Genomic DNA, 16,465 nt, shown 5'->3' on the forward strand with positions numbered 1-16,465 from the left:
ATTTGGGATGGATTGTAGGGGGAATCGTAACTTGAATGAAGTGTTATCTTACCGGAAGCTCGATGTCTTTAAACATCTCTTCAATTTCAGCATTCGACTTAAGAGAAATCGCCTGTTCTACAACAGGGCGCGTTAAGTGCGGTGCGAAACGCTCCATAAAGTCAAACATGTAAGAACGCAGGAACGTGCCACGGCGGAAACCAATACTGGTTGTACTTGCACCAAACAAATGGCTCGCATCAATAGCAACCAAATCGCGGTCTTGCTCTTCATCGACGGCCATGCTCGCAATCACACCAACACCGATACCCATGCGCACATACGTTTTAATCACATCCGCATCGGTTGCAGTGAACACGACTCGCGGCGTCAAACCCTCACGGTTGAAAGCGGTATCTAACTCAGAGCGACCAGTAAATCCAAACACATAAGTCACCAAAGGATAAGCAGCTAAATCGTGAATAGTAACTAAGTCTTTCTTCGCCAACGGATGATCTTTTGGCACCACAATAGAGCGATTCCAGTGGTAACAAGGCAACATGATAGCATCTTGGTAAAGATGGAGAGCTTCTGTTGCAATCGCAAAGTTGGCTGTACCTTTTGCAATCGCTTCAGACATTTGAGAAGGCGTACCTTGATGCATGTGCAAAGACACTTTCGGGTAACGTGCCGTAAAACCTTTGATGACATCAGGTAATGCATAGCGCGCTTGAGTATGGGTTGTTGAAATGTTTAACGTGCCCATTTCAGGGTGAGTATGCTCGCCCGCTACCGCTTTGATGCTCTCAACACGAGCAAGGATTTCTTGGGAAATACGAACGATCTCTTCACCTGCTGGTGTCACTTGCGTTAAATGTTTACCACTTCGTTCGAAGATCTGGATTCCCAGCTCATCCTCTAGTAAACGAACCTGCTTACTAATACCAGGCTGAGAGGTGTATAAACTCTCTGCCGTCGCAGAAACGTTTAGGTTATGGTTCACAACCTCAACAATGTACTTCAGCTGCTGCAGTTTCATCGTAATCCCTTACTCATTCACGAGATAATAATGTCATAACTAAATTGACCGCTCTTACGAGCGATATAATGATTAGTTATAACGCGATCACAACGAAATGAACAGTAATTTCTAACATATAGCTGATAACCTTAAGCAAAGAAACAATATGCACAATGTTGAGCTTATAAAAACATCGATTTTAGTGATGTTGGTTCTATCAGTAACGAAAACGTGGGTGAGGCAAAATAATCAAACAAATAAGGTGCCGAGTAAGATAAGATTCATGTATTCTTGAACGCTAGCCGTAGAAAAGTAAAAGCAGACGCAAAGATATGAATATTGGTTTAATAATCGCTTTGGTAGCCATCCTACTGGTATTAATCCTAGGCTATAACATCATGTTGCAATACAAGGTTAAAGTTGAAACCGCCAAAAGGCAGGAATCGGCACGCTATGTTGCACTTATTGATGGCACTGAAGAACTGATTGGTCACGCACACCATATTCCTTTTAGTAAGGAGCTTCTGCTGTGCCTAAACAATCGTATTCTTGATGCACTAGAAAGCATGCATGAGCTTGACCCGAAAAATAAGCAGCTCACTCAACGCATAGAGAATATGAAGCAGCAAATCGGACAGCTAAAAGAAAACGGTCCGACTGGTGAAAGTACCTCTTTCAAAATGCCAAGCAGCGATAAGCAAGCCATCGTGATGCTTAAGCTGGTTAAGCGCCTGCGTGACACCGTTCGAAACGAGCACAACAAAGGCCGATTAGACACCCAGACTTACGTAACCGAAAATGCGCGTTTGGAAACGATGCAAATTCGCATCAACATCGAAAACGTGATTAAGCGAGCGAACGATTCCATTGCTCGCGGCCAACCGGGCACTGCGCTACAACTGCTTCGCAAAGGTATCGATGCGCTGAGTACAAAAAGCGATCCGTACTCCATCCAAGCAAAACAAAAGCTTGAAGAGATGCTTGGCGACTTAGACAAAAAACGCCAAGACAAAAGCGATGCAGAAATGCAGCAAATGGCAGACAAAGAGCGTGACAACGACATGGAAGCACTCTTCGGCGAGAAGAAAAAGTGGTAATATCCCCACCAGCTTTTCGCCCTATCCGATTAAAGGCTGCGTTTGCAGCCTTTTTTCTATCCAGATTTCCGTTTTACTTATGCTCTGGATGAACCAAATTTGAACGTAACGTACTAAAAATAAAATGATTAATCTCGACGCCTATCAAGATCTTCTTGCTCCTATCAATCAATTTCTGCAATGCAGCACACCCAACGAATGGGTTGAAGAAGCAAAGAAACCAGAAAACTTGCAAACCATTTTATTGGATCACTTACTGTGCGAGCTAAAAGCAGGTCAGTCAGCCATGTTCTTGATCCGCAAATACGCAGTAGATAAAGACAGTTCACATGCCTTACTTGACTGGTTCAAACCGTATGAAGATTTCGCTTACCGAAAAATCGGCTCATTAGAGACATTAAAAGGTAAGAGCAATATTTCGAAAGCCATCATGGCAAAATCTGATTCGCCGTATAGCCAAGATCTGATCGATAAAATGGTTCTATTGATCAAAGAAGAATTACATCACTTCTATCAAGTACTGGAAATCATGGAGAGCCGTGGCGTGGAATACAAAAACATTCCCGCAAGCCGCTACGCAAAAACGCTGATTTCACACATGAAGACTCATGAGCCCGAGACGCTTATCGATAAGCTCATTATCGGCGCTTACATCGAAGCTCGCTCATGTGAACGTTTCGCCAAACTTGCGCCGCACATGGATGAAGACATTGCGAAGTTTTATGTTTCCCTACTCCGCTCTGAAGCACGCCATTATCAAGACTACCTTGTACTGGCTGAGCAGATTGCAGGCAAAGATATCAGCGAGCGTATTGCATACTTCGGCCGTATCGAAGCTGAGCTAATTTCAACTCCCGACGAAGACTTCAAGTTCCACAGTGGTATACCTGCTTAGCCGTGCTAAACCGTCACTAAAAAGCCAGATGTGAGTCTGGCTTTTTAGTTTTAAATCTCACCATTTCAACCTACCTCTCCGTCTGTATAAACCGCGCCTGTAACTTCATTTTGTTTACCAACTCCGTTAAAACCAAGGTCACAAGTAGCGAATTATTTTCATCGAACCATAAGCTGTCATCCATCTTTAACGCTCGAGTAACATTTATAAATAAGAATGATTGCTCTAACACAAATCATGGATAAACAAGATGAAATTTTCGCAGTGGAGTCTTTTGCTGAGCACTTTAGTAGTATTGCCGAGCTTGGCTGATACGGACGTATACCTCACCAATAACTCAGACCAACCATTAACCATTCAGGTCAAACACGATGGCAGTGATCTGCTGCAATACGGAGAAGAATGGCAGCAACACGTAGAAGTATTAGGCCCTTGGGAAACAAAGCCCGTACTGAGTTTTAATCGTTGGGAAGGGGTGAAATCGGGTCAGAACTATCGCTTTGAAACTGTCGTATCTAACCCGCAAGGTGAAAGCATTACACTCCACCAAGTCATGGAAGGACATTGGTACAACTCGACCATTGAGTACGGTTTATCAGCCGCCGACGTGAACTTGGCATTAAAAGACGATCGCACGATTCATCGTTCAAATACCGAGGCGTTTGGCTCTCGCAGCGCAGAGCTAGCATTTAAATCGGATAGCACCGCGCGTTATGACGATTTGTACTACACCGTCACACCAAGCAAAGTGGATGAAGCCGTCGATAACAACGAGCAAAATCTCAAACTGATGACTTACAACATTTGGGCCTTGCCTGCGATTGCGTCACATATTGGTGAACGTTACGAGTTAATCCCCGATTACGTAAAAGGCTATGACGTACTGGCATTGCAAGAGGTTTTTGCTAGTGGTCGTGATGCATTTTTACGTGAGCTTGCAAAAGAGTACCCATACCAAACGAAAATGTTGGATAAAGATGGTTTCAACGTTTACGACGGAGGCGTAGTCATTGTGAGTCGTTACCCTATCGTCAACGAGGCACAATACGTGTTCCCAGATTGTTCGGGTACCGATTGTTTCGCTGATAAAGGCGTAAACTACGCAGAGATCATCAAAGGTGGTCAGGCCTACCATGTTTTTGCTACACATACCGCGTCTTTCGATACTGATACAGCGCGTGAGTATCGTCAGCGTCAATTTCAACAAATGCGCACTATGGCGCAGTCTCTCAACATTCCGAATAACGAAACGGTCGTTTACAGTGGTGACTTTAATGTAAACAAGCTGAAGTTCCCTGGAGATTACCAGCAGATGATCGCAAACCTAAGTGCGATGGAGCCTCAATACTCTGGCTATACAGCGTCTACGTTCGACCCTCGTATCAATAACTTAGCAGGCGAAGCACTATCTGGTGGCGAAAATGTGGAATACCTCGATTACGTCATGGTGAGCAACGAATATGGCGTGAAATCGTTTAACGACAATCGCGTTGATGTTCCACGTTCAACGGCTGAGGGGTTGTGGAAACATTACAACCTGTCGGATCACTTCCCTGTCAGCGCCGTGATCAAGCCATGAAGCTCAGCTTACTAATCACTGTGTCCGCCGTTTTGGCGGGCATAGTTTGGTTTTCAGTCAATGTCGACGAGCGCGATCACTTAACGCAGCTTTCTTCGGAGTTGCAGGATAAATCAATCGCATTGGTTGATAGTGATTCGAGGCCACCCCAGCGTCAAAGCAGTACTCAAAAGTCCAAGTCAAAATCAGACAACATGCCCACAGAGATTCAAGATCTTGCAGAGCGACTAAACCGTTCTAAAGGTCGAGCATTGAAAGCAGAAATCGAGACGTTTTGGCACACCTGTATGTCCGAGCTCAATTGCGAATTCAAACTTAATGAACTAGCTATAGATTTGTCTGCAGAGCGCTTTAATTTGTTAGCGAACTACCATCAACTCGATGGCCTTTGGCAGCAAAGCGTTGGCAATTTGTTGTTTGATGAGCAGCAACCGCTCGCCTCTCGTGTCGCACGATTAAAATCCGAAGCGAGAAAGATTTGGGGAGAGCTCGCCGAGGTGATTTTCGCCGATGAGTTCGCACTTTACGACTTCAACTTACAAGCCGAGCAACTTGACGCCGTATCAGCTCAGGATTACGTGAAAGCATTCGAGGATTTAATCACCGAATGGCAGGGGAACGAAAACGCCTTGGGGTTAGACAGCAACCAAACAAAATATGAACGAGCGGTGGCTCTGATCCCTGTAAGTATGAATGGGATCGAGAGACAAACCTTGATTCAAGAGTTGCAGAAAAACTATCTGTCGGAACAAGAAAGCAACCAAATCCGCACTCGTGAACAACAAATAGCAAAACAAAAGCAGCAAGTTCGCAGCTATCAAACCGAGCTAAAACAGCTCGAATCCAGATTGGCAACACAAAGAGCCACCAGCCACGCGAGTTGGTCTGAATCTGACTGGCAGCGTTACTATCAACAAGAGATAGCAAATTTTCGTCGCGATTTCTTTGCTTCATAAGGTGCGCATACAAAAAAGCACGTTGCAGGTTAGCTTTCGTGCCTTTTTACTTTGTGCTCCCGAACCTATTTCAGAACAAGTTCAAGCCAAATACCCCCTTAACATCGAACAAAACTTGTTCTGTTTTTTCTCGAGAGACTTGACTGCCATGTTTAAGAATCTCGATAAGTTGCGCTTTGTCGTTCAAATACAACGCCCGTTTCTCTCGGATCGGACGCAGCATTTCTTGAAGGCATTCTTCCAATACTTTTTTCGTGGTTCCATCTCCTAGCCCGCCACGGCGATAGTGCGCTTTGAGTTGCTCGACATACTCTTTGTCGGAGTGAAAAGCATCGAGATAAGTGAACACAATGTTGCCTTCTACTTGACCAGGATCTTCGATGCGCAAGTGGCTTGGGTCGGTGTACATGGATTTCACTGCAACTGAGATTTCCTTTTCAGTCGCCCCTAAGTTAATGGCATTGCCCATGCTTTTCGACATTTTATTTTTGCCATCAGTACTCGGTAAACGTGACGCATCACTAAGCAACGGACGGCACTCTTTTAGGATCTCTTGTCCGCCAAGGTGGTTAATCTTTCTCACGATTTCATTCGTTTGCTCAAGCATTGGTAATTGATCATCCCCAACCGGAACAAGTGTAGCGCGAAAACCCGTTATATCAGCGGCTTGAGAAATTGGGTAAGTCAGGAACCCTGCAGGAATTGAACGCTCAAAACCTTTGCTTTGAATTTCATTTTTTACGGTTGGGTTACGCTCTAAGCGAGCAATTGAAACTAAGTTGCTGTAATACATCGTCAATTCTGCGAGGGCTGGCAGCTGAGATTGCAAACAGATAGTGGTTTGAATGGGGTCGATGCCAACTGCAAGGTAATCTGCGACTACGTTTAGAATGTTCGAAGATACCTTTGAAGGATTGTGCGCGTTATCGGTCAGGCCTTGCATATCGGCGACCAGAATGGTTTGGTCATGCTCCGATTGTAATGCCACACGCTGTTGTAACGAACCGACGTAATGACCAAGGTGTAAAGGCCCTGTAGCTCGGTCCCCCGTGAGAATGATTTCGCGTTGTTGATGCGTTTCTTTGATGTTCATGGTTATCTCCTAGTCAAAATAGATCGCTACTGGAGATAAAAAGACAAGACACTCTTCGCTACCTTCCAGCAGCGTAAGAATGTAAGAATTCCGCGCCGCTCTACATAGAGCGCCACCAGAAAAAGTATGATGATGAAGGTGTGAAGAATAAGTTCATGCGTCTTAAGCTAACAGGGACTAAGACAATGCTCAATCCCAATGTGAAGAAAATGCAGTGTGTGAAAATTTGCCCGATTACATCGGCAAGGACATTGCGATAACGAGAACAGCACCAAATACCGAACCAGAAACAAATGCACATAGAACGGTTTTGTTGTGTTTACTTTTCATCGATGGACTCCTATTTATCACCACCAGAACCGCACAAGGAATGAGCACGGCTCAACTTCATTTCACTTGTCGGCGCTGGAGATCTGTTTTATCTCCAGTGCGATAAGTCGGAGTAGTAAACCAATATATGCAACCTTCGACCAGTCGAGCTTGGTCAAACTGAGATATTAGGCTCATATCGGAATGCAACTTACATCCTAATCAACATAAGAATAAAATTTCATCGCTTCCCTATTCCCCGCCCCCTAGTTTGTGGCTTAATAGCGAAACAATAATGACTTTTTTCTTTTTTGCTGCGGATACTTACATGGATTCTGTTTTACATCAGTTGCAATTCTCTTTGTCGATCACCGGCCCCATCTGCTTAATGTTGGTGCTTGGCGTTATCTTTAAACGGTTTGGTCTCATCAACGATAACTTTATTGAAATAGGCTCTAAGCTGGTTTTTAAGGTCACGCTGCCAGCCATGTTGTTTGTCAGTATTGTGGCTTCTGAGCATGATTTTTCTGCCGCCAGTGGTTTCATCAACTACGGCGTAGTCGCGAGCATTCTGTTTTTTATTTTCACCTACATATCCGTTTCTATTCTGTTTAAGTCTTCTCCCGATCAGGGCGTGTTGATTCAAGGTGGGTTTCGCGCCAACACTGGCATTATCGGCATTGCATACGTTGCGAATGCTTATGGTTCACAGGGTGTCGCATTAGCTGCTCTGTATGTCGCCATCACCACATTTATCTACAACGTTCAAGCGGTGATCTGCCTATCACCCAAAGGCGCTACGTCTGCCTCTCAAGCAGCAAAAATGATGGGAAGAACACTGACGAAGAACCCGCTTATCATCTCAATCGTTTTAGGTATGCTTTTCTACTTGTTGTCGATTCCGGTTCCAAACGTAGTCATTGATGCGGGTAACTATCTGTCGAAAATGACGTTGCCGCTCGCATTGTTATGTACAGGCGGGTCGTTGGATTTTAGTTTGATGAGAAAGGAAAAAAGCCCGTCTTGGTTTGCAAGCAGTTACAAGTTGATTGTCGCCCCAGTGTTTATCACGTTAGGCGCGTATTTTGTTGGTTTTCGAGGTATTGAATTGGGGATTTTATTCTTCATGAACGCCTCGCCCGTTGCGGCAGCGAGTTACGTCATGGCCCGCTCAATGGGAGGAAATGCGGTACTGGCAGCCAACATTATTGCTTTGACAACAGTGCTTTCAACCGTCACCTGCACGTTCGGTATTGTGGTTCTAAAATCGTACGGTTTGATCTGAAAAATGAAATAAAAAAGCCTCAGAATATAGCTGAGGCTTTACAAAAAGGCTTAGATTTAACGCAGAGAAAACGCTTACGAATGATTGGCTAATGTCATTTTCCTTACCAAACGAAAAAACTCTGCCGACTCATCTTCTGATAAACAAGAGAAGAATTCGCGCTGCAAGTTCTTCATTATTTGATGAACTTTCTTAATCGTTACTTCACCTTCTTTCGTCAAACTGAGCATTTTCAGTCGTTGGTTCGCCTCACTCTTCGAAACGCACACAAAACCACGTTTTTCCAAGTTATCGACCATGCGCTTTGCAACGCTTCGTTCGGTCAAAACGGCATCGGCTAACGCTTGTTGACTCATGGGCTGAAACTCTTCTAACGCTGCCAACGCACTGGCCATCTCTAAGGTCATCTGATTTTGACGACATAACTCTGCTTGCGCTCGGTTGCGATACATCCGTTGCATCACCCCAGAGACAAACATTGGGCTTTGATCCAAAACGGAGATAGGTGAAATTTTTTGCTCTTTCATAGCCGCCTATTTAACTTATGGCTTCATGTTATGCTTTCTGACCTTTTTATGAGGAATTCGAAACGAGATCGCTCTTCCTAGGCTTCATTCAAAATCGGTGGCGTAAACCATCGAGTTGAAAGCATAAACAAAGAGCGCTTACGCGCCCTTTTATTATGTTTATTGTTATTAGTATAACTCAGTTAAGCTTACGAAGTCTTACTCCGACTTTTCCGTTGCTGGAGCGAGTTCTTGAGATCGCTCTTTCTGCGCTTCTTTTTGGGCACGGCGATCAAACAAACGCTCTACCACAACAAAGAACACCGGAACAAAGAAGATGCCAAGCAAGGTCGCACTGATCATGCCTCCAAGCACACCAGTACCTACCGCGTTTTGACCAGCAGAGCCCACGCCAGCACTGATTGCCAACGGAACCACACCCAAGCCAAACGCCAAGGACGTCATAATGATTGGACGAAGACGCACACGCACCGCGTGCAGTGTAGCTTCAATCAGACCTGCACCTTTCTCGTAATATTCTTTCGCGAACTCAACGATCAAAATCGCGTTTTTCGTTGCCAAACCCACTGTGGTTAACAAACTCACTTGGAAGAACACGTCGTTGTCCATTCCACGACCAAGTACTGCGAGCACAGCGCCTAGTACGCCCAAAGGTACAACCAACACGACCGCAAGCGGTACAGACCAGCTTTCATACAACGCAGCAAGTACTAGGAACACGACCAAAATGGACAACGCGTACAACATTGGAGCTTGGTTGCCGGACAAACGCTCTTCATAAGAGATGCCGTTCCAGTTCACCGTAAAGCCCTCTGGTAACTGCTCAACCATAGCTTCAATCTCAGCCATTGCTTCACCCGTACTGACACCTGGAGCAGCACCACCTTGAATGTTCATGGCAGCTAGGCCATTAAAGCGTTGAAGCTGCGGTGAACCATACGTCCATTCACCACTAGCAAACGCCGAGAACGGCACCATTTCACCTTGCGCATTACGTACATACCACGAGTTAAAATCTTCTGGCTGCATACGGAACTCTGCGTCACTTTGCACCATCACTTTTTTAACGCGACCACGGTCAATGTAGTCGTTGATATACGCTCCACCCCAAGCGGCGGATAGGATTTGGTTCACGTCGTTGATGCTGACATCCAGCGCGCGCAATTTAACGTGATCAACATGCACTTGGTACATTGGCGCATCAGATTGGCCATTCGGACGAACACCAACTAGTTTTGGATTCTGCGCTGCCATTCCCAGTAATTGCCCTTGTGCGGCAACCAATGCTTCGTGACCAAGGCTCAGGGAGTCTTGTAGATAGAAATCAAAACCCGTTGCGTTACCCAACTCTTGGATGGCAGGAGGTGCAAACGCAAATACCATGGCTTCTTTGATGGTTGAGAAGTAACCCATAGCACGGCCTGTCAAAGATGCAGCATCCGAACCCGGCGCTTCACGCTCAGACCAATCTTTCAAGCCAATAAACGCCATACCCATGTTTTGACCTTGACCAGCAAAGCTAAAACCAGCCACGGTAAACACGGATCTCACGTTGTCTTTTTCTTCTTCCAAGAAATAGCTACGCACTTTATCGAGTGTTTTTTCTGTCTGCTCTTGAGTCGAGTTCGGCGGCAAGATTGCCATCGAGAACACCGTACCTTGGTCTTCATCTGGTAGGAAAGACGTCGGCAGATTCATAAATAACCAACCCGCACCAGCGCTCATTGCCACAAACACCAACAACATGCGCCCAGTGCGTTTTAGCAACTTGGCTACACCAGCCTCATAACCTGCGGTCATCGAATCAAATTTACGGTTAAACCAACCGAAGAAGCCTTTTTTATCCGTAAATTCAGCGTCACCTTTTTTCAGTAACGTAGCACACAGCGCTGGTGTCAGGATGATCGCAACCATCACTGACAACGTCATCGCAGCAACGATGGTGATCGAGAACTGGCGGTAAATTACCCCGGTCGAACCTGACATAAATGCCATCGGGACGAATACTGCCGATAAGGTCAAACCAACACCAATCAACGCGCCAGTGATCTGCCCCATCGATTTCTTAGTGGCTTCTTTTGGATCGAGCCCGTCTTCGTGCATCACACGCTCAACGTTTTCTACCACAACGATGGCGTCATCCACCAGCAAACCAATCGCCAGAACCATCGCAAACATCGTCAGGGTATTCACGCTGAAGCCAGTCGCGTAAAGAATGGCAAACGTACCCAAGAGTACAACCGGAACCGCAATCGTCGGGATGATCGTTGCACGGAAGTTCTGTAAGAACAGGTACATAATCAAGAACACCAACACAATCGCTTCCAGTAGCGTTTTCACTACTTCTTGAATCGATGCTTCTACAAACGGTGTTGTCTCAAATGGATAAGCGACTTTCAGACCATCTGGGAAGTTTTCACTTAACTCTGCTAAACGCTCTTTGACTGCAGCCGCCGTTTCCAGCGCGTTCGCACCTGTACCAAGTGAAATACCTAAACCAGACGCCGGCAAACCGTTGTACTGACCTTGAATATCGTAACTTTCTGCTCCGCGCTCAATGCGAGCAACGTCTCTTAGATAAACGTTTGCACCGCTCGCATCTGATTTCAAGATGATGTTTTGGAACTCAGCCACACTGCTTAAACGACTCGCAGAAGAAATCGTCGCGTTAAGCAGTTGACCTTTCTGCGCAGGTGCTGCCCCCAATTGACCAGATGACACTTGCGCATTCTGCTCACTGATCGCATTCGCAACGTCAATTGCCGTCAGGTTGAACTGAGTCAGCTTAAACGGGTCAAGCCACACACGCATCGCGTATTGAGAACCAAAAGCCTGTACTTGACCCACACCCGTCACACGGCTGATTGGGTCTTGAATGTTGGTTACCACAAAGTCGGCAATGTCGTTTTGTGTAAAATCTGGATCGTCAGAATAAACCGCCACCACCATCAAAAATGAGGTGTTAGATTTGTTCACCACAATACCTTGGCTTTGCACTTCCATAGGAAGCGAAGTCAACGCCAATTGCAGTTTGTTCTGCACTTGAACCTGCGCGATATCAGGATCGGCTTCACTATCAAAAGTCAGTGTAATGGTCGCATTGCCGAAAGCGTCACTGCTCGAAGACAAGTAACGTAGGTAATCCAGGCCTGTCATGTTTTGCTCGATAACCTGCGTGACAGAGTCCTCTACCGTTTTAGCAGAAGCACCAGGATAGCGCGCGCTGATGGTGATCGTGGTCGGCGAAATAGTTGGATATTGCGACACTGGCAAGTTGAACAAGGACATGATCCCCGCAAGCATGGTCAGAATCGCCAGTACCCAGGCAAAAACCGGACGATCAATAAAAAATCGAGCCATGATTATCCCTGCTCTCCCGTTTGGATGGTGACTGGGCTACCCGGACGCACCTTTTGCAAACCCGCCGTAATGACTTGATCACCGGCTTTTAATCCATCAATGATTCGCCATTGGTTGTCTATAACTTCAGCCGTGATGACTGGCGTAATCGCAACGGTATTATCAGCACTCACCGTCATCACCGAAGCTTTGCCTGTTGCATCGCGAGTCACGGTATTTTGCGGGATCAAAATCGCGCTAGGGTCAACACCAGTAATCACGGTCGCACGCACGAACATACCCGGAAGAAGTAAACCATCAGGATTTGGGAATTCCGCTCGCAAAGTCACGCTTCCCGTACTTTCATCCACGTTAACTTCCGTGAACTTCATTGTGCCTTTGTGCTCGTAAGTCGAGCCATCTTCAAGCGTCAATGCAACTTGCGCAGATTGATCTTCTTGCATGTGGCCTTGAGAAAGCGCCGCTTTTAGTCGTAGCAATTGAGCAGAAGACTGAACGATATCCACGTTGATCGGATCAAGTTGTTGAATCGTCGTTAGCTTGTCGGCTTGGTTTGCCGTAACCAACGCTCCCGCAGTCACATTTGACTTGCTGATCACGCCACTGATCGGCGCTTTCACACGGGTATAAGTCAAATTGATCTTTGCAGTATTGATCTTCGCTTTGGCTACGAGCACTTGCGCTTTCGCTTCTTTGTAAGCCGCTTCTGCTTCATCCAGATCTTGTTGACTGATCGATTTCTTGGTAATCAATGCGCGGTAACGTTTAACGGTTGCAAACGTCGATTCTTCAGAAGCTTGCGCACGAATCAACTCCGCTTCTGCACTAAGCAAATCCGCTTGAAATGAAGAGTCATCAATTTGATACAACGACTGACCTTTTTCCACAACGCCACCTTCAACAAAGTTACGTTCTGAAATAATACCCGTTACCTGTGGGCGGACTTCCGCCTCTTTAAATGCACGGCTGCGGCCCGGCAACTCAACCGTCAAAGCTTGTCGAACAGGTTCAACCGTCAACACATTCACTTCGGTTGCGGGAGCGGCGCCACCACCTTGCTCAGTTCCTTCTTGGCTTGGTTGACATCCCGCCATAAACAGGCTCGATGCAATCAGCAGCGATAGCGTGGTTCTACGTCTCATGAAACATCTCTCTTATTTTGCAAGCCCTACAAATATCCAATTCAATGCGTTCTGAATGGCTCGATTATGATTAGTGGATATGCATCTATCCCAAACAAATTAGTTAGAATGATAATTACCCAGTGTTGTACATACAACAAAATTTACGTTTCTATACGCTTGTCGAATGCGTTTGTTGTAAAGGTGCAATAGAACTCTCAGATTTGAAGATATTGTGTTGGAAATCACACTTTTCTGTGTACAAGTGGACGGGTCAAAGAGTGAGTAATTTGATGATAAAAACGGCGAGTGTTTGTACAGAATTTGGGGTTCAAGTCCAGATTTAATTGATTAAATCCAATTGGCGAAAAGCTACGTTAAACGTCAGCTAAAAAAGAGCCCGCACATCGGCGGGCTGTTTCGCATCAATTTCAAATGTCAGAGCTTAAACTCGGAACTGGCTGACTTGCTGATCCAATCTCTGAGTTTGTTGTGACAGCATCGCAAGTGATTGCTGAGCCTGCGTGACGATATCAACAATCGATGTACTGCTGTCTGCAATACCTTGAACGTTGGTATTCACTTCATCGCTCACTGTACTTTGTTGACTCGCTGCAGTTGCAATGTGCGTGTTCATCTCATTCATGCGTGAAATTGCATTGAGAATTTCAGCCAGAGATTCGCTTGCTCGCCCGGCAGATTGAATGGTCTCTTCACTGCTATTTTGGCTGCCACGCATCACTTCTACAGCTTGCCCTGCACCAGACTGAAGCTTTTCAATCATAGCTTGGATTTCACCCGTACTTTGCTGCGTACGACTTGCAAGAGAGCGTACCTCGTCAGCAACCACAGCAAAACCACGACCTTGCTCACCCGCTCGCGCCGCTTCAATCGCCGCATTCAGTGCAAGTAAGTTAGTCTGTTCTGCAATGCCGCGAATTACATCTAGTACAGAGGCAATATCGCTCACATCATTATCTAGCGTATTGATCACATGGCTTGTGCTTTCGATCTCTCCAGCCAAGTCACGAATCGAGCCGACCGTTTGCTCCAAAATCACATTGGTATTAGAAAGCTCATCATTCGCGGTTTGGCTTGCAACTGCTGCTTCATTTGCACTCTCGCTCACATTGCGGCTAGTCACTTGCATTTCATGCACTGCCGCAGCAACTGCTTCGCTATCGCGCTGTTGAGATACTGTCGAATCTGCAATCGTCTCAGTGAGCGAGCTTAAGTTTGCCATCTCTTGACGAAGCGTGTTTGAGCTATCAATCACCTGTGACACGGTCGCTTGGATTTTAGAAACAAACTCGTTAAATGCCTTGGCCAGCTGACCAATTTCATCTTGCGTATTAATTTGGATTCGTTGGCTAAGATCACCATCACCCGAAGCGATTTGCGCCATTGCGTCTTTGATGTCGTTTAATGGTTTAAGTACTGTGCGTAGCAGCAGGAACACCATGCCAAGCGCCGCTAAGATCACAACGATGATGCCCATTTCTAAAATCGATTCTGCTCGTGCAGTCGCCGCTGAAATGTCTGACTTCAACTCACCTTGCTTATCTTCGATAGCACTTTTCACGACATTGAGCTGGGCTCGAACATCAACAAATTGCTCCTCAAACGTGTTCTTGTGCTCGTTGTAGTAGCTTAGCCATTGAGATTGAGGCTGCTCAACATCACTTCGTAACTTTGTAGCCACTTTTGACCTAAAGTCACCAGTTTTTGCACATCAGCACCGTGTGATGCAGGCATCACTCCCGCACGTGATAGCTCAATCACTTTTTCCATACGCGGCAACGCTTTGTAAGCATTGTCTTTGTACTCGTGAATGTGATGATCAATATCTGCTTGTGTTTCTGCTAAGGCAATGCCTTGAACAGCAGAAGTCGCTTGGTAAAGATCGCGGTACGCATCTTCAATCGTGAACAGGTTGGGTACGATCTGTTCATTTAAGGTGTCGCTTAATTCAGATTGCTTGCTCGTTGTCATAACATTTAATACTGAGCTCACGGTGAACAATCCAATTATCAAAGATAGAGGAATCACTATCTTTTGTTTGATTGTAAAGTTTTGGAACATGAATAGATTCCCTTAATATATATGTACAATTCGTTCACTATCATATCAAACAAATGGACTATTCAACTGAGTAACTAGATCAACTTTATCTAATATTTTTTGTCTTTTTGATAACGGTTCTGTTTTCAACAATTAATTGATTTATAGGAAATTTTCTTTAATCGAGGCAAATCACAAGAATGATGAAAAATAAATGATTCACGACGTAAAAAATGTAACAAAATAGTACTAAGTTGATTTCAACGTAGCCTGATTTTATTCATATTTTCCTTAGAATCACACCAAACAGTGAATGACGTTAGGCAGATGATCTATTTATGTTTAAAGCTTACAGCAACAAATAAATTGAGATAGATGGATATAAATAGGCTTTTCGAGAAGAATAAAGGAAAGGAAGAAGAAAAATACGAATTGATAAAACGAAAAAGCCCCAGCATTTCTGCTAGGGCTTCGAATGTGGCGGTGAGTGAGAGATTCGAACTCTCGATACGTTGCCGTATACACACTTTCCAGGCGTGCTCCTTCAGCCACTCGGACAACTCACCGAATCAAATTGTGGTTAGCATTCTTGGCTAACGAGGCGCTAATTTAATGATTATGAGCCTCATGGTCAAGGCTAAACCGTAAAAAAAGCCTTCTTTTACACTCGTTTGCTCACTAAGTAACTAAATTGAACAAAACAGTGTCAATCAAACGCCTTGATGATAACCCGGAACGCGGAACCAACGACGGCACATATCCAAAAAGTAGCCGTATAACACGCCCATTCCACAAGAAACCACAGCGTTGCTCGCAACTGCCGTAACAATTTGATCATACGATGCACCAACGGCTAAAAGAATGCCGGCGTACACAGGTGATTGGAAAAGCACATACGATACAAGATCAGACACATTTTTCATGAAAGAGGAAGGTGAAAGTTTGTTACCTTGGCGCAAAACCCAATCACGGAACATGCCATAAGGCCAAGCAATCGCGATATTTACTGGTATAGACAACGTGCGTGATGCCAGAGACTGCTCAAACGTCATTCCTGAAATCAAAATCTCGATAATCATCCCTGTAATAAAGCAAAAAACAACCATAGCAAAAGTATCCGCTGCGGCATGACGAATACAAAATGGTCCACGAGACTTCATTTACAACCCCTAAAATCAAACA

Annotated in this window: 11 protein-coding genes, 1 tRNA gene and 1 pseudogene; 5 read left to right on the forward strand and 8 right to left on the reverse strand. The window is 45.3% G+C overall.

All coding sequences use genetic code 11. The features are described from left to right. Window positions 1–43 precede the first annotated feature (43 nt). The gene (gene cysB / locus NL646_RS07565; protein WP_005459882.1) at window positions 44–1,018 is read right to left on the reverse strand and encodes an HTH-type transcriptional regulator CysB; all 975 of its coding nucleotides are present in this window, start codon (window positions 1,016–1,018) and stop codon (window positions 44–46) included. 314 nt (window positions 1,019–1,332) lie between these two features. On the opposite strand from cysB, the gene NL646_RS07570 reads away from it, so the two are divergent. The 4 genes from NL646_RS07570 (at window position 1,333) to NL646_RS07585 (ending at window position 5,527) form a co-directional block, all read left to right on the forward strand. Further along, complete coding sequence (locus NL646_RS07570) at window positions 1,333–2,097, forward strand: hypothetical protein (protein ID WP_005459911.1); 765 nt, start codon at window positions 1,333–1,335, stop codon at window positions 2,095–2,097. Window positions 2,098–2,221: 124 nt separating this feature from the next. Beyond that, complete coding sequence (locus tag NL646_RS07575; RefSeq protein WP_005459884.1) at window positions 2,222–2,992, forward strand: tRNA isopentenyl-2-thiomethyl-A-37 hydroxylase MiaE; 771 nt, start codon at window positions 2,222–2,224, stop codon at window positions 2,990–2,992. A 250-nt stretch (window positions 2,993–3,242) separates the two neighbouring features. Beyond that, window positions 3,243–4,571, forward strand: a complete 1,329-nt coding sequence (locus NL646_RS07580) for a sphingomyelin phosphodiesterase (RefSeq protein WP_253664051.1) — start codon at window positions 3,243–3,245, stop codon at window positions 4,569–4,571. Next, entirely contained in the window at window positions 4,568–5,527 is a 960-nt protein-coding gene (locus tag NL646_RS07585) for a chromosome partitioning protein ParA (protein WP_253664052.1), read from the forward strand. Before NL646_RS07580 ends, NL646_RS07585 begins: the two co-directional genes overlap by 4 nt. A gap of 70 nt (window positions 5,528–5,597) precedes the next feature. Here NL646_RS07585 and trpS read toward each other — a convergent pair whose 3' ends face one another. Beyond that, on the reverse strand, window positions 5,598–6,620 hold the full coding sequence (trpS, locus tag NL646_RS07590) for a tryptophan--tRNA ligase (RefSeq protein WP_043046150.1): 1,023 nt from the start codon (window positions 6,618–6,620) through the stop codon (window positions 5,598–5,600). A 637-nt stretch (window positions 6,621–7,257) separates the two neighbouring features. Between trpS and NL646_RS07595 the strand changes: the two genes are divergently transcribed. Beyond that, window positions 7,258–8,214 (forward strand): AEC family transporter, encoded by a 957-nt coding sequence (locus NL646_RS07595; RefSeq protein ID WP_253664053.1) that lies wholly within the window; start codon window positions 7,258–7,260, stop codon window positions 8,212–8,214. Window positions 8,215–8,288: 74 nt separating this feature from the next. Here the strand turns inward: NL646_RS07595 and NL646_RS07600 are convergent, their stop codons facing one another. From NL646_RS07600 to NL646_RS07625, 6 genes and pseudogenes are all read right to left on the reverse strand, one after another. Continuing rightward, entirely contained in the window at window positions 8,289–8,741 is a 453-nt protein-coding gene (locus NL646_RS07600) for a MarR family winged helix-turn-helix transcriptional regulator (protein ID WP_020903997.1), read from the reverse strand. 198 nt (window positions 8,742–8,939) lie between these two features. Next, the gene (vmeB, locus tag NL646_RS07605) at window positions 8,940–12,101 is read right to left on the reverse strand and encodes a multidrug efflux RND transporter permease subunit VmeB (RefSeq protein WP_005477950.1); all 3,162 of its coding nucleotides are present in this window, start codon (window positions 12,099–12,101) and stop codon (window positions 8,940–8,942) included. Window positions 12,102–12,103: 2 nt separating this feature from the next. Then, complete coding sequence (gene vmeA / locus NL646_RS07610) at window positions 12,104–13,243, reverse strand: multidrug efflux RND transporter periplasmic adaptor subunit VmeA (protein ID WP_017448300.1); 1,140 nt, start codon at window positions 13,241–13,243, stop codon at window positions 12,104–12,106. 424 nt (window positions 13,244–13,667) lie between these two features. Then, window positions 13,668–15,304: pseudogene (locus tag NL646_RS07615) on the reverse strand (methyl-accepting chemotaxis protein). A gap of 457 nt (window positions 15,305–15,761) precedes the next feature. Continuing rightward, window positions 15,762–15,849 (reverse strand) — tRNA-Ser (locus tag NL646_RS07620). A 144-nt stretch (window positions 15,850–15,993) separates the two neighbouring features. Continuing rightward, window positions 15,994–16,443, reverse strand: coding sequence for an L-alanine exporter AlaE (locus NL646_RS07625; RefSeq protein WP_005459815.1), 450 nt, complete (start codon window positions 16,441–16,443; stop codon window positions 15,994–15,996). Window positions 16,444–16,465: the final 22 nt, after the last annotated feature.

It is taken from the genome of Vibrio sp. Y20_XG_PY13, from assembly GCF_024181925.1.
GTDB classification, from domain to species: domain Bacteria; phylum Pseudomonadota; class Gammaproteobacteria; order Enterobacterales; family Vibrionaceae; genus Vibrio; species Vibrio parahaemolyticus.